The sequence below is a fragment of the Stenotrophomonas muris genome, from assembly GCF_052751275.1.
The window spans coordinates 2116648-2133067 of sequence record NZ_CP199879.1 but is presented as its reverse complement, the minus strand read 5'-3'; the positions used below and the strand labels follow the sequence as shown (position 1 = coordinate 2133067).

Genomic DNA, 16420 nt, shown 5'->3' with positions numbered 1-16420 from the left:
TAGTCGCGGAGGAGGTGCGCGCCGATACGTGACTCATCAGTAGCTGCCGCCGCTGACGCGGCGCAACGCGTTTGCTCGCCCGAAGGATCGGGTGCGATGGGGCAAGGACGGCGACCACCCTGCATGAGGAAGTGGCCATGTGGGTGTCTGGCGCTACGAGCGTGACGCGCTCGGGGGACAACCCAATGTCCAGATACGACGAAGCCCCCGCTGTCGGGCAGACAGATGCGGAGGCTTCGTTCAGAGCGAGGCCACTATGCCACACGCAACTTCTCGGGAAAACCCGAAATCCGGTCCGCGCCACATCAGCGCGGTCATGAACGATGCCGTTGAGAAGATCAGGGAGCGCCAGGCGAGGCCATTGGTCCGCCTGCAGGAGCGCTTGCCTGACGGCCGCATTGCCGTGGAGGTCTACGATCGCAGTCGTGGGGGCGATGAGCCTGCCTACGACTTCTACTGCTCCGGCCCGCAGCAGGCGCTGGAGTGGATCCAGCAGATGTCCGGCAAGCGCTGGATCACCACGGAGCACCTGGGGGCCTTCGCCACGTTGATGTTGGCTGCTTTCCCGGAAGTCTCGGGAGCCTCCGCATGAGTCACGAAGCAATGAACTGGGCAGTCCAGCAGCGGTTGGGGGCAAAGCAAAAACTCTTGCTGATCATGCTGGCGTTCCATGCTGCAAGGGAGACCCATTGCTGCGCGCTTTCCCGTCGGAAGCTTGCTGTGCTGTGTGGCATGAGCATCGACAGCGTTAAGCGCGCGCTTCCAGAGCTCGTAGCGATGGACCTGATTTCAGTCGAGTTCCGGGTGGATGAGGGCACGAACTTGCCCAATGCGTACACGCTCAAGGTAGGAGAACCCGCATGAGCGTGCAGGCAATGGCGTGGGCAATGGATCAGAGGCGCATCGGGGACCCGGCGGCGAGGCATGTGCTGCTGTGTCTTGCGAACTATGCGGACAAGGATGGCAGGGGAGCATTCCCCTCGGCCGATAGCCTCTCCCAAGACACGGGTCTGTCGGTACGTACGGTACGCCTCAAGCTGGTTCAGCTGGTTGAGGCAGGCCTGACCGTGAAGGGCAATCAAGCTCTCGCTGCCGTCTATATCAATCGGGCCGATCGGCGCCCGGTTGTCTACGATCTGGTCATGTCACGGGATGCAGCAGCTGCAGCCCGTGAAGAGGCGCGGGGTGCAGCTGACGGCACGAACGGGGTGCAGCTGACTGCAGAACGGGGTGCAGCAGCTGCAGCCAATCCATCATATAACCATCAAGAAGAAACCCATGGGTCACCTGCCGGTGACGAGGGCGCCGCTGACGAAGCGGATGAGCAGGCAGATCTGCTCGGTGGCAAGTCGACCACCGGCTGCCCTCACGAGGCGATCATCGCTGCCTACCACAAGGAGCTTCCGAACTGTCCGGTTGTCCAAGGGTGGAGTGACAGCCGGCAGAAGCACCTGCGCGCGCGCTGGAAGGCGGACCCCACAAGGCAGACGCTCGAGTGGTGGCGTGGACTGTTCGAGTGGATGCGGGAAAGCGACTACCTCATGGGCAAGGTGAACAGCTTCCAGGTGTCCCTGCCGTGGCTGATCAAGTCTGAAGAGAACCTGCTGAAGGTCGTAGAAGGCACCTACCACAACAACCGCAACGGGGGCCAGGGCTGATGCGCTTTGACCCCAATCTGCCGCCGCATAGCGTTGAGGCGGAGCAGGCTGTCCTGGGTGGCTTGATGCTGGCTCCAGAAGCTTGGCCTCTGGTGTCCGACACGCTGTCAGCCGAGGACTTCTACCGTCACGATCACCAGCTGATCTTCGAATCGATTCGCACGCTTGCGGAGAAGCAACGCCTGTTCGACGCGGTGACCATCGGCGAGTGGTTCGAGTCACGCGGAAAATTGGACCTGGTCGGCGATGGCACTTACATCACGGAGCTGGCTAGCACGACGCCATCGGCTGCCAACGTGGCTGCGTATGCGGAGATCGTGGTGCAGTACGCCGGCCGGCGACGACTGGCCGAGGTCGGCCGCAAGGCGATGGAGTCTGCCCGGCAGCAGGATGGCCGCGAGTTCCCTGAGCTCCTGGCGGAGTTGACGCAGGACATTGCCGGGTTGCAGCCGGCCCAGCGCGGCGGTCTTCGGCTTGCCGGGGAAACCATGTACGGGTGGTACAAGCGCTGGGAAGACCGCTATCACGCCGCTGGCGGCCTGACCGGACTGGAAACCCCATGGGCCGAATTCAACCGCGTAACGCATGGCCTTCAGCCGTCCACCGCCTATCTAATCGCTGGCCGGCCGAGTATGGGCAAGAGCATCGCGGCGCTGAATGTTGCCGTCTACTGCGCGCTCAAGGGGATAACGGTCGGTTTGTTCAGCCTCGAGATGAGCATCGACGACTGCCATGATCGAAACGTCGCGTCTGTCGGGCACATTCCCCACGAGTGGGTCACGAGGCCAAGGCATTCCGGTGAGGACAGCGAGATCTACCAGAGCCGTATGACCCCGGCGATTCGTGATCTGAAGGCGGCGCCTCTGTACATCGATGACACTGCCTCCCTAAACGTCCGTCAGTTCGAGGCCCGCGCCCGGCGCATGCACCAGCGCAAGCCCCTGCAACTGCTGGTCATCGACCACATCCACGACTTCGACGTGGACCCGCGCATGGCCCGATTTGAGTACGGCCGCATCCTCCAGAAGGGCAAGGACCTGGCGAAGGAGTGGAAGATTCCGTTGGTGGCCTTGGCTCAGCTGAATCGCAGCGTCACGGGGCGGAACGAGAAGCGACCGACCCTGTCAGACCTGCGTGAATCGGGCGAGCTGGAACAGAAGGCCGACGTTGTGGTGTTGCTTCACCGGGAGGACTACTACGACACTCCAGAGCAAAAGACCCATCTGCAGGGTGTCGTGGAGATGCACTTTGCGAAGGGTCGAAACATCCGTGCCGGCGAGCGGATCAGCTTGCAGAACCGCTTTGATCAGATGCGAATCGACAATTGGGACGGGCCGATGCCGCGTAAACCGGAGGCAGCGAACGACGACCAACCGCTGCGCCGCGCCAGCTATGGGCCTGGCCGTAAGACCTATGGGGGGATCGGCCGATGAGCGTCTTTCAATGCTTGTCCCAGGAGCCGACAGTGGATACACCAACCATGAGCAGTAGATTCGCCAGAACATCTGCCATTTCTGGTCTCCAGAGGCCGCTCACAAGGAGCAGTTCGATCATGAAGCGATTCAAAAGTCGGGACGAGGTCGTTGCCCTGCCGGGGTTCGAGAAGGAACATCCGATTTCCTTGGAGACCTACCGCGGCTTGCTGGGGTGGTACGCCCTAGAAGAGAAGGAAATGCACTGTTGCTCGCTCAGGAGCACGGGCACGCTGTGCAATACGCCTCACCAAAAGGGATGGGTGGCGAAGGTCGCCGGAGGCGCTGTCACAATCATCGGTGGTGACTGCGCGAAGCAGAAGTACGATGCCGATAGCATCATCATGCGGGACATCAGTGCGGCGCAGAAAGGCGTTGACGAAGAGCTTGCTATGGAGAGGCTGGCCGAACTCTTGGCTGGAAGGGATGAAGCTAGGGATCGATTAGTGGCTGCGATGGGAGCGCTGGATCAACGGCGTCGCGCGCTTCAAGACTTCATGGAATCCGTGGGTCGCAAGAACCAAGCCAGGCTTGAGGAGCTCGCCAGGACCTCAGGTGAGGTTGTGGTCGAGGGGCGAACACCGGCGGAACTGGACGACGAAGGCGAGGTCATTAAGGATGCCAGAGTCGTATCCATCACATTGCCACCCATCGCATCCATTGGGGTGTGCAAGCCGTTCTACCTCACGCCTATATCAGAAGAGCTGCGAGCGCTTCTCAAGCTCTATAACGATGCGGACAGGTTGATTGCAACTGGTTCGAGAAAGGGACAGCGTGATCTAGTTTCAGGAATGGCGCGAGCTGATAGCTCAATAGCCAAAGCCGAGGTAGCTGCCAGGGCTATAGGTGCCTTCCTGAGCGGCGATCTGACGGCCGCCGGATTCCTAACCGGAGACTGGAAAGATCGTTGTCTCGCCGCAAAGGCTTCGCTTGACCGAATGGGGGCGGCCGGAGATCCCGGAGCATGGCTTCAGAGAGTTGAGGCGGGTCTTCGTCGCAAGCACAACGTCACCAAGATCGTAATCGGAGTATCCAGATGAGCACTGACAAGCGGCCTATAGAGGAGCGCATCGCCGCTCTGATGGGGAAGTCGGCCTGGCGCGCGCTGCGCAGGATTGGTCAGCCCGCTTCATGCGCAAGGGGGGCTTCACTGGTGGATACATCATCTATCCCGGCTTCCTGACGAAGGAGCAGCAGGCGCAAATCAAGGCGAAGCTGCCTGATATCCGCCAGGGCGATGTGGACGACCTCGGCAAGATGGCCACCCGAACGCGTCTGCGGCTGCCTCTGATGCCGACCGCGTCATGTGCGAGGCCAGCGGCCGGCCGTGGCACATCGTGAGCGTGGGGCAGTGCGTTGGGGCTGATCCCGAATGTGGCGACCTGCAGACCATAGTGCCCTGCGGCTACGAGGCGCCGCTGGTGGGCCGGCAGTTCGCCCACGGCGTGCTGGATTGCTACAGCCTGGTGCGTGATTTCTACGCACGCGAGCTGGGCATCCAGCTCAGTCAGTACGAGCGGGAGGACGACTGGTGGGAGAAGGGGCAGGACCTCTACAGCCTGCACCGGCTGCAGGCGGAGGGCTTCGCGGTCATCCAGGGCGAGCCGCGCCGCGGCGACATGATCCTGATGCAGATACGCTCACCTGTGCCGTGGGAGTCGGCCTACGGGTACGTACAGGCCGTCCGCGTCAACAACACGATCTTCGTGTCCGGCCAGCTCTCGCACACGCCGGAGGGTCAGTTGGTCGCGCCGGCAGAACTGGGAGCTGACGGCAAGCCCGCCAACTTCGACACCATGGAAGCCCAGATGAGGCGGACCTACGAGAACGCGCAGGTGCTGCTGGCAGAACTGGGAGGGTCGCTCGCAGATGTGGTCGAGGAAACGCTGTTCGTCATCGACGTCCCGGCGGCCTTCGCGGCAAGTGGCAAGGTCCGGCCGGCCGTGTATGGCCAACCGATGCCGCAGGTGACCAGCAATCTGATTGGAGTTTCGGCGCTGGCCTTCCCCGAGCAGTTGATTGAGATTGCCTTCCGGGCCGAAGTACAGAGCTGAAGACAAGGGGCGGGTAGCGTTCGCACCATTGGCGCGAAGGGGGACGTGCTGAGAATGGGGTGGAGGGGCGTACGGCGGAAGCGGCTTTTTCCATATTGTCTCCTCCGGAGGAAGTGCCACAATGTGACTTCACAGGAAGCGGGGGGGCTATGGACTGGACGCTAATGCAGTGGCTGGAGGCTGGTGGTTACGTTGTCGCCATTGGCGGCGGACTTTTTGGTTGCGCGGCTTTCGTTTGGAAGCTGGTTGGCAAGTACGGCTCGTTCCGCTATCCGAGCACTGCCGAGGAGGGGGTTAACATCCTCCATCCGACGGTGTCGTCGGTGAAGCTGGGGGAGTTGGTTGGCATGAGCGCAGTTGTCCCGGAAGCTTCTGAGCTGCTTGTCAAGCTCTCAAAGAAGGCGCAGCCGGAGTATTCAGATAGTGGGCCGGGCCGTATTCCGCCAACGAGTGGTCTTGGCTCTATGGCGGCTTGGTTCTACAGAACTGCGCCTGCGCCACTGAACTGGAGAGGTAGGGAGTATCAAAAGGGTACAGACCTGTTCGGGCCGACTCAGAATTTTGTCGCTCGAGGAGGTCCGGCGGAACTGGCAATCCACTTTGAGCGCCTTGGCGAGGTCGTAATTTCGGTCTATGAGCGTGGCAACCCGGAGCCGACGTGGACAAAGACCATTGAAGTTCTGCCCAATGGGCGTGACGTTGACCATCACCCCAACTGACGAGCGATTTCTGAAGCAGGTTCGTGGTAGTAGATCATCAGAGACTTCAGATCTCGGTGCCCGATGATCCTAGCCAGCTGCAGGATGTCGAGCTTCTTCGAGAGTCTCCAGATGGCTTCGGCGCGGCTGTCGTGGAAGTGCACTTCCCGATGGCCCGTCGAGTCTCGGACTTTGCGCCAAAGCGCATCTCGCATGGCAGAATTGAGCTGGAAGACGGGCCCGAAGCCAAGGGGAAGTGTCTTCAGGATCTCGCAGGCCCGCCGGCTAAGCGGCACATCCCTCGCATCGCCGTTCTTCGTTTTCGGTAAGTGCACGTACTGCTCGGACAGATGCACGTTCGGCCATGTCAGTGACAGGATTTCTCCAGACCGCATGGCTGTCTCTAGGGCGAGCAGGAAAGCCAAGCCTGTCCGCTGGGTGGCCGTCTCCGCCGACAGACCCTTATCGAGCCCGAACGCAGCGATCAGGGCGGCTTCCTCAGTTGGAGATACGCGTCGTGCCCGGCCTTTAGGCTGCTGCGGCCAGCGAACGTCCGACATGGGGTTTTGCTTGATCCACTTCCATTCCCGGCGCGCAGTCTCGAATACGGACCGCATCAGGTTCATTTCGCGAGCAACCGTCCCAGGCTTGACCTGCTTGAGCCTTCCATCTCGCCAAACGATGATGTCCGAACTGTCGATTGCCGCGATTCGCCGGTCCAAGAGCGGAAGCGTCCGTTCCCACGCAGCGATGCGGACCGACTCCCAACGTTCGCCAGCTCGCTTGGGCGCCTCTTCCTTGACGTAGCGGCGCATGGCCTCGCGCAGCGACTTATCTGGCAGCTTCCCACCTCGAAGTTCTGCCTCTCGCTCAAGAGCCCACTTCGCGGCTTCTTGCTTTGTGGCTTGGTAGTGGAGTCGCGAACGCCGGCCACGTACACCTGCACGCGCCACTTGTTCCCTGATCGTTGGATGCTGGCCATGGCCGCATCATATGGGGAATTTTTGGGGAGAGTAGCCGGGCAAGTCCGGGCAAATCGTGGTGATCGCGGGAATTCGGATCGCCCTAAGTGCTTGATTCCGTGCCGAATTGGGGTGAATCGTGGCGAACACGTTGGCTCCCCAAAACATGCGTTGGTGCCCGGAGCCGGAATCGAACCGGCATGGGGTTGCCCCCGGCGGATTTTAAGTCCGATGCGTCTACCAGTTTCGCCATCCGGGCCTGCAGCGCGGCGCCGATTGTAGCCCAGCTGCAGAATCGCAGCCGGATTGCCGTGGAGCGGCAGCGTGTTTAACTGTCGCTCCCATTCATGTCATAGTCCCAACCATCGTTCCCAGGGGGGGAGCCGCACGATGTCGCTGCACGCGATTGCCTATGCCAGTGAGGCCCGCGCCGATCTGCAGACAACCGATCTTGACCGCCTGCTGGCCGATGCCACGGCATTCAACCGTGTAGCCGGTGTCACCGGTGTGCTGATGTTCGATGGCAGCCGTTTCCTGCAGTACCTGGAAGGCCCGGAGGACGGTATCGATTCGGTGTACCAGCGCATCGTCAATGCGCGCAGCCACGGCCAGCTGAAGGTGCTGTGCCGCGCGCCGGTGGCGCAGCGGGCGTTTCCGCGCTGGTCGATGGGAACCCGGCGCATTGATGCGGAGCTGCTGGCACAGATCGTTGAATCGGCGTGGCCGGGCTTCCTGCTTGGCAGCGGTGGCTTCGAGCGCCTGCGGCAGGCCTGGACCGGCGCCGATGGCGAACTGGAACCGGCCGCGGTCGCACTGGGCTCCTGATCCCATCTTGGCGGGCAGGCGCCCGGGCCGTTACGCTGTCGCCTTTCTGGCGTGGAATTACACGGAGTGGTGCAGCGAATGAGCAGGTCGGCCGAATCCATGGCGGCATGCATGCCGTTGCGCGGGACATGCCAGTGAGCGCGTCCCTTGCGGCAGCGGAGACCCCGCGTTTTGCGGTGATCGGCCTGGGCTACGTCGGCCTGCCGTTGGCGGTGGCCTTCGGTCGGCACTGGCCGACGCTGGGCTTCGACATCGATGCCGATCGCATCGCCGAGCTGCGCGATGGCCAGGACCATACGCTGGAGGTGGAGGCCGACGAGCTGGCCAGTGCTCGGCAGCTGCAGTACGGCAGTGATCCGGCCTTGCTTGATGCATGCAACGTCTACATCGTCACCGTGCCGACGCCGATCGATGCCTATGAGCAGCCCGATCTGGAGCCGTTGCGTTCGGCGACGCGGCTGATCGCCAGCCATCTGCGCGCGGGTGACCTGGTGATCTACGAATCCACGGTGTACCCCGGCACCACTGAAGAAGTCTGCGTGCCGCTGCTGGAAGAAGGCTCGGGCCTGCGCTTCAACGAAGACTTCTACTGCGGCTACAGCCCGGAGCGGGTCAGTCCCGGTGACCGCCAGCGGCGCCTGGCTGACATCCGCAAGATCACCTCGGGGTCGACAGCGGAAGTGGCTGCGGTGATCGATGGCCTGTACCAGCGCATCATTGCCGCCGGCACGTTCCCCGCGCCATCGATGCGCGTGGCCGAGGCGGCCAAGGTGGTCGAGAACATCCAGCGCGATGTGAACATCGCGCTGGTCAATGAGTTGGCGCTGATCTTCGACAGGCTGGGCATCGATACCCAGGATGTGCTCGATGCCGCCGGCAGCAAGTGGAACTTCCTTCCATTCCGGCCGGGCCTGGTCGGCGGCCATTGCATCGGCGTGGACCCGTATTACCTGCTGCACAAGTCCGAGAGCGTGGGCTACCACCCGGACCTGATCCACACCGCGCGGCAGGTCAACAACCGCGTCGGTGAGCATGTGGCGTCGCGGGTGCTGGCGATGCTGGCCGAACGCGGCCGCGAACCAGTGCAGTCGCGCATCCTGGTGCTCGGTGTGACCTTCAAGGAGGATTGCCCGGACCTGCGCAACAGCCGCGCGCTGGAGCTGGCGCAGCGCCTGCGTGATGCCGGCGCTCAGGTCGAGGTCAGTGATCCCTGGGTCGGCCCGGCGGCATTGGCCGATGAGGGCGTGCAGTGGCTGGCCGAACCCGTGGCAGGGGCCTATGACGCGGTGGTGCTGGCGGTTGCCCATGCCCGCTTCAAGGCGATGGACGAGGCCGGTATCCGGTCGCTGCTGGCGCCGGGCGGCCTGGTCTACGACGTCAAATCGGCCTGGCCACGCAACGTGGTTGACGATCGCCTGTAAACCCGGGCGGCGGGCAGCACGGTAGACTCGCAGGCAGTTGCAACCAAGGAACGCCATGCACCGGTATATCGTCTACCTGCTCGCCATCCTGATGTTCCCCATCTGCCTGTGGTTGGCCACGATCTGGCCGGCCTGGTACTGGGGCGTCGGCCTGACCGCCGCGATGGTGGCACTGGGGACCTGGGACCTGCTGCAGAAGCGCAGCACGCTGCGCCGCAACTATCCGGTGATGGCGCACTTCCGCTACGGCCTGGAATCGATCGGTCCGGAAATCCGCCAGTACTTCGTGCAGAGCGACCTGGAGGACGTGCCGTTCTCGCGCCAGCAGCGTGCACTGATCTACCAGCGGGCCAAGAACGAGATGGACACGGTGCCGTTCGGCACCCTGCGCAGCACCTACGCGGTGGATTACGAGTGGATCAACCACTCGCTGGCGCCGACCGCCATCGCCAAGCACGATTTCCGCGTGCTGATCGGCGCCAATTGTGCAAAGCCGTATTCGGCGAGCGTGTTCAATATTTCGGCGATGAGCTTCGGCTCGCTGTCGGCCAACGCGATCCGCGCACTGAACGAAGGCGCGCGGCGCGGTGGCTTCTACCACGACACCGGCGAAGGTTCGATTTCGCCATACCACCGCGAGATGGGCGGCGATCTGGTGTGGGAGATCGGCTCGGGCTACTTCGGTTGCCGTGACGAAAAGGGCGGTTTCAGTGAAGAGCGCTTCGTCGCCAACGCCACCCATGATCAGGTCAGGATGATCGAGATCAAGCTGTCGCAGGGCGCCAAGCCCGGTCATGGCGGCGTGCTGCCGGCGCCAAAGGTGACCGCTGAGATCTCGGTCACCCGTGGCGTGCCGATGGGCGTGGACTGCGTATCGCCGTCGCGTCACTCGGCGTTCTCGACGCCGGTCGAACTGCTGCAGTTCGTCGCCCGTCTGCGCGAACTGTCCGGCGGCAAGCCGGTCGGTTTCAAGCTGGCCATCGGCCACCCGTGGGAGTGGTTCGGCATTGCCAAGGCGATGCAGGAAACCGGCCTGCTGCCGGACTTCATCGTGGTCGACGGTGCCGAAGGCGGTACTGGCGCAGCACCGGCGGAGTTCGTCGACCATGTCGGCGTGCCGATGCACGAAGCACTGCTGCTGGTGCACAACACGCTGGTCGGCCTGGACCTTCGCGAGCGGATCCGCATCGGCGCGGCGGGCAAGATCACCAGCGCCTTCGACATCGCGCGCACCATCGCGCTGGGTGCCGATTGGTGCAATGCCGGCCGTGGCTTCATGTTCGCGCTGGGCTGCATCCAGTCGCTGAGCTGCCATACCGACAAGTGCCCGACCGGCATCGCCACCCAGGACCGGGCGCGCTGGAAGCACCTGGATGCGCCGGACAAGGCCACCCGCGTGTACAGCTACCACGAGCACACGCTGCACGCCCTGAAGGAGCTGTTGTGTGCGGCCGGCCTGAACGATCCGGCCGAACTGGGGCCGGAGCACATCCTGCGTCGTGTTTCGCCTGTCGAGATCCGCTCGCTGGCGTCGCTGTACCGCTACCTGGAACCGGGCGAGCTGCTGCACAAGGTGCCGGATCATGCGGTGTTCCATGCATTCTGGGCCGATGCACGCAGCGATTCGTTCCAGCCGCCGCCGAAGATCCAGGCGCTGCGCGCCAGCAAGTCGCGATAATGTGTTGCTGTAGAGCCGAGCCCATGCTCGGCTGCTTCTCTCATCGCGATGTTGGAACGAAGAACAGCCGAGCCGAGCATGGGCTCGGCCCTACAGGGGGATGTCATGCGGTTCAGGACCGGCACCATCGACGATGTCGCCACGCTGTGGGCACTGCGCACGCGTTGCGTTCGCGAGACGTGCAGCAGCCATTACCCGGCGGAGGTGATCGATCCGTGGTCTGCTTCGCCGCCGCCGTCGCAGTACGCACGGCTGCTGGGGCAGGGAGGCTGCGTGGTGGCCGAGGACGGGCAGGGTGTCCTGCTCGGGTTCGGCGTGTTTGATACCGACGCCAATGAAGTCGATGCGCTGTTCGTCGATCCGGATCGTGGCGGCACGGGCATCGGCCAGGCGCTGATGCAGCGTCTGCTGGCGATGGCCGATCGTGAGCGCGAGGTGGTGCTGTCAGCCTCGCTAAACGCCGTGCCGTTCTACCAACGGCAGGGATTCATTGCCGTGCGGGAGGAAGCCTACCCGCATCCCAGCGGCGTGGCGCTGGCTTCGGTGAGCATGCGCAGGCCGTGGTGAGCGCCCGGGGATTGTAGAGTCGAGCCATGCTCGACTGCTTCATCGCCTGAATCAAAGGCAGTTGAGCATGGCTAAACTCCACAATGCGGGTGTCACCGCCCAGCCAGCCACCCGATCACGCCCTCGGCGGCGCGCAGGCCACTGGCATAGCACGCCGTCAGCAGGTAGCCCCCCGTGGGGGCCTCCCAGTCCAGCATCTCGCCGGCACAGAACACGCCGGGTACTGCCCGCAGCATCAGGCCATCATCCAGCGCATCCAGGCGCACGCCGCCCGCAGTGCTGATCACCTCGGCCATCGGCCGTGGACGCAGAAGGCGCAACGGCAGGCGCTTGAGCGTGGTAGCCACGGCAGGCAGGTCGTGGCCCGCATCCTTGCCAAGGATCTCGAACACCAGGGTGGCCTTCACCGCATCCAGGCCGGCCTGGCGGCGCAGATGCTCACCAAAACTGCGACCCTTGCGCGGCCGCGAAAGATCGGCCAGCAGGCGTGCTTCATCGCGTCCCGGCACCAGGTCCAGCCACAGCATGGCATGGCCATCACGGTTGATGGTCTCGCGCAGGTCTGCGGCCAGCGCGTAGATCAGGCTGCCTTCGATGCCGTACTCGCTGGCTACGCATTCGCCCTGCAGCGACTGCGGTTGTCCGGCCAGGTCGAGCCAGTGCGCGACCACCGGCTTCAACGGTGCGCCTGCATTGCGCTGGGCGAAGAACGGCGTCCAGTCGATGTCGAAGCCGCAGTTGGCCGATTGCAGCGGCGCAATGTCCACGCCTCGTGCCTGCAAGGGGGCGACCCAGGCGCCATCACTGCCCAGCTGCGGCCAGCTGCCGCCACCCATCGCCAACACGCTGGCATCGGCGTGGACATCGATCTCGCCGGCTTCGGTGGCGAAGCGCAGCGCGCCGTCGTTGCCCCAGCCGATCCAGCGGTGGTTGGCATGCAGGCGCACGCCCTGTTCCTTCAGTCGGCGCACCCAGCCGCGCAGCAGCGGCGCAGCCTTGCGGTCGACCGGAAACACGCGGCCGGAGCTGCCGACATAGGTCTCCACGCCAAGGCCGGCAGCCCAGTCGCGCAGCGCCTGCGCGTCGAAGCCATCCAGCCAGCGGCCCACGGCCGTGGATTGCTCGCGGTAGCGGCTGTCGAACAGCGGCCGCGGATCGGAATGGGTGAGGTTGAGACCGCCCTTGCCGGCGATCAGGAACTTGCGGCCGGGTGAGCCCTTGGCCTCGTACAGGTCCACGTCCAGCCCCGCGGCGCGCAGGCGCTCGGCGGCGAACAGGCCGGCCGGGCCACCGCCGATGACGGCGACCCGATGGGGCAATGCGGTATTACGGCTTGACATCGAGCAGCTCGACATCGAACACCAGCGACGAACCGGCCGGAATCGGCCCGACCCGGCGGTCGCCGTAGCCGTAATCCGGCGGGATCATCAGCGTGCGCTTGCCGCCGACCTTCATGCCGGCCACGCCCTCATCCCAGCCGCGGATGACCTGGCCGGCGCCGAGCGCGAAGGTGAACGGCTGGCCGTGCTTGAAGGAGCTGTCGAAGGTCTTGCCGTGCTTGGTTTCGGTGCGGTTGTCGTAGATCCAGCCGGTGTAGTGCACGGTGACCTTGCTGCCGGGAACGGCTTCGGTGCCGGTGCCAGCGACGGTATCGATGCGCTCGAAGGTGGTCAGGGTGCCGCCCGGCGGCGGACCGGAGGGCTCGCTCGAGCAGCCAGCGGCGGCGAGGGACAGCAGCAGGGGAAGCAGCAGGCGGCGCATCGGGCGTCTCCAGAAGGGCGCAGGGCGAGGGCGGCAAGGGTAGCGCATCGGCGCCGGGTATCATGGCGGCATGGCAAAACTCCTGCTCAATCTGCGCAATGTCGGCGACGACGAATATGCCGATGTCTGCACGCTGCTCGACCAGCACGGCATCGCCTGGTACCGCACCGAACCCAGCCCTTGGGGCATTTCCAACGGTGGCCTGTGGCTGCGCGAGGACGCCGATCATCCGCGCGCGAAGGCGCTGATGGCCGGGTACCAGGCGGCGCGCGGTGTGCGCGTGCGGGCCGAGCGTGAGCAGGCGTTGCGGGATGGCACGGCGGAGACCTTTGGCAGCCTGTTCCGGCGGCGGCCGGTGTTCGTGGTGCTGGTGCTGCTGGGCATGGCCGCTGCGGCGGCGCTGGTGCTGCTGCCGTTCATGCTGTTGCGGGGGTAAGGGGCTTCTGGCCGGGTTGCACCCGGCACCCGCCGATGCAACGGCAACGGCAACGGCAACGTCAAAAGCCGGGCTTCAGTGGGAGGGTGGGGCAGTGTGGGCAGGCGGGGGACGGCAAAAGCTGCTCCTGCGTGCCTCGTAGAGCGCCATCCATGGCGCTCTGCGCCCCCGCCTGCCCACACTGCCCCACCCCTGACAGGTTCCGGGTGGCTGCCGGGGTCGGATCCCTCTGCTGCGCAGAGGGCTCTGCCCCCCCTGAATCTGTCTGTGCGGGCTGGAGGCGCTAAAATGGCAGGATGATCGCCAACACCGCTGCCTACCATTTCGCCGTCATCGACGCCCCCCAGGCCCTGTGCGACCAGCTGCTGTCGCGTGCCCAGGCGGCCGGGTTGCGGGGCACGATCCTGGTGGCGGGCGAGGGACTGAACCTGTTCCTGGCCGGCGCGCCGGAGGCGGTCGAGGATTTCTACGCCGCGCTGCATGCCGATGCGCGTTTCGCCGGGATGCGGGTCAAGACCAGCCTGAGCGAGCACCAGCCGTTCGCGCGGCTGAAGGCCAAGGTGAAGGACGAGATCATCAGCTTCCGCCGCGATGACGGCCAGCCGCTGGACTATCCGCGTGCACCGGCGGTCGATCCGGCCACCGTGCAGCGCTGGCTGCGGCAGGGCCACGATGACGCCGGCAAGCCGGTGGTGATGCTCGATACCCGCAACCTGCAGGAAGTGGAGTACGGCACGTTCAAGGATGCGCTGGTACTGCCCATCCACAAGTTCACCGACCTGCCCGAGGCGCTGGCGCCGCATCGCGAGGCGCTGAAGGACAGCACCGTGGTCAGTTTCTGCACCGGCGGCATCCGCTGCGAGAAGGCCGCACTGTGGATGGCCAACGATGGCATGGACAACGTGCTGCAGCTCGATGGCGGCATCCTCGGCTACTTCGAGGAGGTCGGCGGCGAAGGTTATGAAGGCCGCTGTTTCGTGTTCGACGAGCGCGTGGCGCTGGATGCCGAACTGAAGCCGATGGTCGACCAGCCGCTGCCGGAGCCGCGCCCCAGCGCGTTCTGACACGCTTCTGTAGAGCCGAGCCCATGCTCGGCTGCCTTTTGTTGATCAACAGCAGCCGAGCATGGGCTCGGCTGTACACGGTCCGGCAGGCCCTGAACCGGCTCCGCGGGAATCAGCATCCCGCCACCGTCACTGGCCGCTGCGCCTGGCCGACCCCATGCAGGGGAGATCCTGAGACGGAAAACCGCTGATGATCCCGTTGTCGATCCTTGACCTGGCCCCGGTCTGCGAGGGCAGTGACACCACCGCCGCCTTCGCCAACATGCTGGAACTGGCCCAGCACGCCGATGCGCTGGGCTACCGCCGTTACTGGCTGGCCGAACACCACAACATGCCCGGCATCGCCAGCGCGGCCACGGCCGTGCTGATCGGCCACGTCGCGGGCGGCACCCGGCGTATCCGCGTCGGTGCCGGCGGCATCATGCTGCCCAACCATGCGCCGCTGCAGGTGGCCGAGCAGTTCGGCACGCTGGCTTCGCTGTATCCGGACCGCATCGATCTCGGCCTCGGCCGTGCGCCGGGCACCGATCAGCCCACCGCGCGTGCACTGCGCCGCTACTTCGACAGCGCCGACCAGTTCCCGCAGGACGTGCGCGAACTGCTGCACTACTTCGAGCCGGTACAGCCCGGGCAGGCGGTGCAGGCGGTTCCGGGCGGTGGCCTGCGGGTGCCGACCTGGATCCTGGGGTCCAGCCTGTTCGGCGCGCGCATGGCCGCCGCGATGGGCCTGCCCTATGCGTTTGCCTCGCACTTTGCGCCCGATGCCATGGACGAGGCGCTGGCAGTGTACCGCCGCGAGTTCCGCCCCTCGGCCACGTTGAAGCAGCCGCACGCGATGCTGGCCCTGAATGTCGTCGCCAGTGACAGCGAGGCCGAATCGCGCCGCCTGTTCACCAGCCAGCAGCAGAGTTTCGTCAACCTGCGCCGCGGCCGGCCGGGCAAGATTCCGGCGCCGATCGACGACATCGAAGCCTTCTGGGAGCCGCACGAAAAGCTCGGCGTGGAGCGGGCCCTGGCCTGCACCGTGCTCGGTGATCCGCAGCAGGTGGCCGATGGCATCGCCGCGTTCGTTGAGCGTCACTCGCCGGACGAGCTGATGCTCACCGCCAACCTGCATGACCACCGTGCGCGCCTGCGTTCGTTCGAACTGGCGATGCAGGCCTGGCATGCCCGCCACGCGGGCTGAACAATGGCGTCACGGCCCGTTGCAGCCGCGACGGGTCTGATGGGGGCTCTTCCCATTGGAGCCTCCCATGGCGGATACCCGCGCCGAACACATCGCCCAGCTGGCCGAACTGATCAAGGACGTGGAGGTGGCGATGTTCACCACCACCGGCGTCGACGGACGACTCTACAGCCGGCCGCTGGCCACCCAGCAGGTCACCTTCGACGGTGACCTGTGGTTCGTCATCACCGCCGACAGCCCGAAGGTTGCCGAGATCGCGCTTGATCCGCACGTCAACGTGGCCTATGCCTCGCCGTCGAAGAACACCTACGTATCGGTGGCAGGGCGCGCGCGCATCGTTGATGACCGCGCGAAGATCGAGGAACTGTGGTCGCCGGCGATGAAACTGTTTTTCCCGGGCGGCAAGGACGACCCGAACCTGCGCCTGATCCACGTGCGGGCCGACTCGGCCGAGTATTGGGATGGTCCGGGCACGCTGCTGGGCAAGGCGTTGAATTTCGTGCTGTCGGCGGTGCAGGACGAGCCGGCGCAATTGGCCGACAATGGCTTCATCGATCTTCGGTGAGGATCGATGTCCGGTATTGGTAGTGCCGGACGCTGGCCGGCAGACCTGGAAACGTGGCAGCCGGCCAGCGGCC

At 64.6% G+C, this 16420-nt stretch carries 18 protein-coding genes and 1 tRNA gene; 15 read left to right on the top strand and 4 right to left on the bottom strand.

Annotation, left to right across the window (positions count from 1 at the left end):
* Window positions 1–316 precede the first annotated feature (316 nt).
* The 7 genes from ACUVWL_RS09865 to ACUVWL_RS09835 all read left to right on the top strand — a co-directional run bounded on the left by ACUVWL_RS09865 (window position 317) and on the right by ACUVWL_RS09835 (window position 5903).
* Window positions 317–592: a hypothetical protein gene (locus ACUVWL_RS09865; RefSeq protein WP_414611786.1), complete on the top strand. Its 276-nt coding sequence runs from the start codon at window positions 317–319 to the stop codon at window positions 590–592.
* Window positions 589–864 (top strand): helix-turn-helix domain-containing protein, encoded by a 276-nt coding sequence (locus ACUVWL_RS09860; RefSeq protein WP_414611787.1) that lies wholly within the window; start codon window positions 589–591, stop codon window positions 862–864. The genes ACUVWL_RS09865 and ACUVWL_RS09860 overlap by 4 nt, the downstream gene beginning before the upstream one ends.
* Entirely contained in the window at window positions 861–1658 is a 798-nt protein-coding gene (locus tag ACUVWL_RS09855) for a helix-turn-helix domain-containing protein (protein WP_445979133.1), read from the top strand. The genes ACUVWL_RS09860 and ACUVWL_RS09855 overlap by 4 nt, the downstream gene beginning before the upstream one ends.
* The gene (locus tag ACUVWL_RS09850) at window positions 1658–3091 is read left to right on the top strand and encodes a replicative DNA helicase (RefSeq protein ID WP_445979132.1); all 1434 of its coding nucleotides are present in this window, start codon (window positions 1658–1660) and stop codon (window positions 3089–3091) included. The genes ACUVWL_RS09855 and ACUVWL_RS09850 overlap by 1 nt, the downstream gene beginning before the upstream one ends.
* A 119-nt stretch (window positions 3092–3210) precedes the next feature.
* Window positions 3211–4170, top strand: a complete 960-nt coding sequence (locus tag ACUVWL_RS09845; protein WP_414611790.1) for a hypothetical protein — start codon at window positions 3211–3213, stop codon at window positions 4168–4170.
* Between the two features lie 264 nt (window positions 4171–4434).
* On the top strand, window positions 4435–5184 hold the full coding sequence (locus ACUVWL_RS09840) for a Rid family hydrolase (RefSeq protein ID WP_445979131.1): 750 nt from the start codon (window positions 4435–4437) through the stop codon (window positions 5182–5184).
* Window positions 5185–5333: 149 nt separating this feature from the next.
* The gene (locus ACUVWL_RS09835) at window positions 5334–5903 is read left to right on the top strand and encodes a hypothetical protein (protein ID WP_414611793.1); all 570 of its coding nucleotides are present in this window, start codon (window positions 5334–5336) and stop codon (window positions 5901–5903) included.
* On the opposite strand, the gene ACUVWL_RS09830 is transcribed toward ACUVWL_RS09835, so the two are convergent.
* Together ACUVWL_RS09830 and ACUVWL_RS09825 are read right to left on the bottom strand one after the other, a co-directional pair.
* Window positions 5891–6697, bottom strand: a complete 807-nt coding sequence (locus ACUVWL_RS09830) for a site-specific integrase (protein WP_445979130.1) — start codon at window positions 6695–6697, stop codon at window positions 5891–5893. The genes ACUVWL_RS09835 and ACUVWL_RS09830 overlap by 13 nt on opposite strands.
* 319 nt (window positions 6698–7016) lie before the next feature.
* Window positions 7017–7103 (bottom strand) — tRNA-Leu (locus tag ACUVWL_RS09825).
* Between the two features lie 131 nt (window positions 7104–7234).
* On the opposite strand from ACUVWL_RS09825, the gene ACUVWL_RS09820 reads away from it, so the two are divergent.
* The 4 genes from ACUVWL_RS09820 to ACUVWL_RS09805 all read left to right on the top strand — a co-directional run bounded on the left by ACUVWL_RS09820 (window position 7235) and on the right by ACUVWL_RS09805 (window position 11335).
* Complete coding sequence (locus ACUVWL_RS09820) at window positions 7235–7669, top strand: BLUF domain-containing protein (RefSeq protein ID WP_014646679.1); 435 nt, start codon at window positions 7235–7237, stop codon at window positions 7667–7669.
* 134 nt (window positions 7670–7803) lie between these two features.
* Entirely contained in the window at window positions 7804–9090 is a 1287-nt protein-coding gene (locus ACUVWL_RS09815; RefSeq protein WP_014646680.1) for a nucleotide sugar dehydrogenase, read from the top strand.
* A gap of 55 nt (window positions 9091–9145) precedes the next feature.
* A complete protein-coding gene (locus ACUVWL_RS09810) occupies window positions 9146–10768 on the top strand; it encodes an FMN-binding glutamate synthase family protein (RefSeq protein WP_014646681.1) in 1623 nt (540 codons plus the stop codon).
* Between the two features lie 105 nt (window positions 10769–10873).
* Entirely contained in the window at window positions 10874–11335 is a 462-nt protein-coding gene (locus ACUVWL_RS09805; protein WP_329768063.1) for a GNAT family N-acetyltransferase, read from the top strand.
* A gap of 92 nt (window positions 11336–11427) precedes the next feature.
* Here ACUVWL_RS09805 and ACUVWL_RS09800 read toward each other — a convergent pair whose 3' ends face one another.
* Entirely contained in the window at window positions 11428–12675 is a 1248-nt protein-coding gene (locus ACUVWL_RS09800) for a TIGR03862 family flavoprotein (protein ID WP_046429894.1), read from the bottom strand.
* Entirely contained in the window at window positions 12662–13096 is a 435-nt protein-coding gene (locus ACUVWL_RS09795) for an FKBP-type peptidyl-prolyl cis-trans isomerase (RefSeq protein ID WP_014646684.1), read from the bottom strand. The genes ACUVWL_RS09800 and ACUVWL_RS09795 overlap by 14 nt, the downstream gene beginning before the upstream one ends.
* A 70-nt stretch (window positions 13097–13166) precedes the next feature.
* On the opposite strand from ACUVWL_RS09795, the gene ACUVWL_RS09790 reads away from it, so the two are divergent.
* From ACUVWL_RS09790 to ACUVWL_RS09775, 4 genes are all read left to right on the top strand, one after another.
* Window positions 13167–13532 carry a DUF6164 family protein gene (locus tag ACUVWL_RS09790; protein WP_032959288.1) on the top strand — a complete coding sequence of 122 codons (366 nt, stop codon included), beginning with the start codon at window positions 13167–13169 and terminating at the stop codon, window positions 13530–13532.
* A 296-nt stretch (window positions 13533–13828) separates the two neighbouring features.
* Window positions 13829–14596: a sulfurtransferase gene (locus ACUVWL_RS09785; RefSeq protein WP_134808711.1), complete on the top strand. Its 768-nt coding sequence runs from the start codon at window positions 13829–13831 to the stop codon at window positions 14594–14596.
* Window positions 14597–14786: 190 nt separating this feature from the next.
* On the top strand, window positions 14787–15782 hold the full coding sequence (locus ACUVWL_RS09780) for an LLM class flavin-dependent oxidoreductase (RefSeq protein WP_014646687.1): 996 nt from the start codon (window positions 14787–14789) through the stop codon (window positions 15780–15782).
* A 67-nt stretch (window positions 15783–15849) separates the two neighbouring features.
* The gene (locus tag ACUVWL_RS09775) at window positions 15850–16347 is read left to right on the top strand and encodes a pyridoxamine 5'-phosphate oxidase family protein (protein ID WP_014646688.1); all 498 of its coding nucleotides are present in this window, start codon (window positions 15850–15852) and stop codon (window positions 16345–16347) included.
* The last annotated feature ends 73 nt before the right edge of the window (window positions 16348–16420 follow it).

Excerpts from the sequence above, each read along its gene's own strand:
- ACUVWL_RS09865 (WP_414611786.1), top strand. The coding sequence starts at position 317 with ATGAACGATGCCGTTGAGAAGATCAGGGAGCGCCAGGCGAGGCCATTG.
- ACUVWL_RS09860 (WP_414611787.1), top strand. The coding sequence starts at position 589 with ATGAGTCACGAAGCAATGAACTGGGCAGTCCAGCAGCGGTTGGGGGCA.
- ACUVWL_RS09855 (WP_445979133.1), top strand. The coding sequence starts at position 861 with ATGAGCGTGCAGGCAATGGCGTGGGCAATGGATCAGAGGCGCATCGGG.
- ACUVWL_RS09850 (WP_445979132.1), top strand. The coding sequence starts at position 1,658 with ATGCGCTTTGACCCCAATCTGCCGCCGCATAGCGTTGAGGCGGAGCAG.
- ACUVWL_RS09845 (WP_414611790.1), top strand. The coding sequence starts at position 3,211 with ATGAAGCGATTCAAAAGTCGGGACGAGGTCGTTGCCCTGCCGGGGTTC.
- ACUVWL_RS09840 (WP_445979131.1), top strand. The coding sequence starts at position 4,435 with ATGTGCGAGGCCAGCGGCCGGCCGTGGCACATCGTGAGCGTGGGGCAG.
- ACUVWL_RS09835 (WP_414611793.1), top strand. The coding sequence starts at position 5,334 with ATGGACTGGACGCTAATGCAGTGGCTGGAGGCTGGTGGTTACGTTGTC.
- ACUVWL_RS09830 (WP_445979130.1), bottom strand. The coding sequence starts at position 6,697 with ATGCGCCGCTACGTCAAGGAAGAGGCGCCCAAGCGAGCTGGCGAACGT.
- ACUVWL_RS09820 (WP_014646679.1), top strand. The coding sequence starts at position 7,235 with ATGTCGCTGCACGCGATTGCCTATGCCAGTGAGGCCCGCGCCGATCTG.
- ACUVWL_RS09810 (WP_014646681.1), top strand. The coding sequence starts at position 9,146 with ATGCACCGGTATATCGTCTACCTGCTCGCCATCCTGATGTTCCCCATC.
- ACUVWL_RS09805 (WP_329768063.1), top strand. The coding sequence starts at position 10,874 with ATGCGGTTCAGGACCGGCACCATCGACGATGTCGCCACGCTGTGGGCA.
- ACUVWL_RS09800 (WP_046429894.1), bottom strand. The coding sequence starts at position 12,675 with ATGTCAAGCCGTAATACCGCATTGCCCCATCGGGTCGCCGTCATCGGC.
- ACUVWL_RS09795 (WP_014646684.1), bottom strand. The coding sequence starts at position 13,096 with ATGCGCCGCCTGCTGCTTCCCCTGCTGCTGTCCCTCGCCGCCGCTGGC.
- ACUVWL_RS09790 (WP_032959288.1), top strand. The coding sequence starts at position 13,167 with ATGGCAAAACTCCTGCTCAATCTGCGCAATGTCGGCGACGACGAATAT.
- ACUVWL_RS09785 (WP_134808711.1), top strand. The coding sequence starts at position 13,829 with ATGATCGCCAACACCGCTGCCTACCATTTCGCCGTCATCGACGCCCCC.
- ACUVWL_RS09780 (WP_014646687.1), top strand. The coding sequence starts at position 14,787 with ATGATCCCGTTGTCGATCCTTGACCTGGCCCCGGTCTGCGAGGGCAGT.
- ACUVWL_RS09775 (WP_014646688.1), top strand. The coding sequence starts at position 15,850 with ATGGCGGATACCCGCGCCGAACACATCGCCCAGCTGGCCGAACTGATC.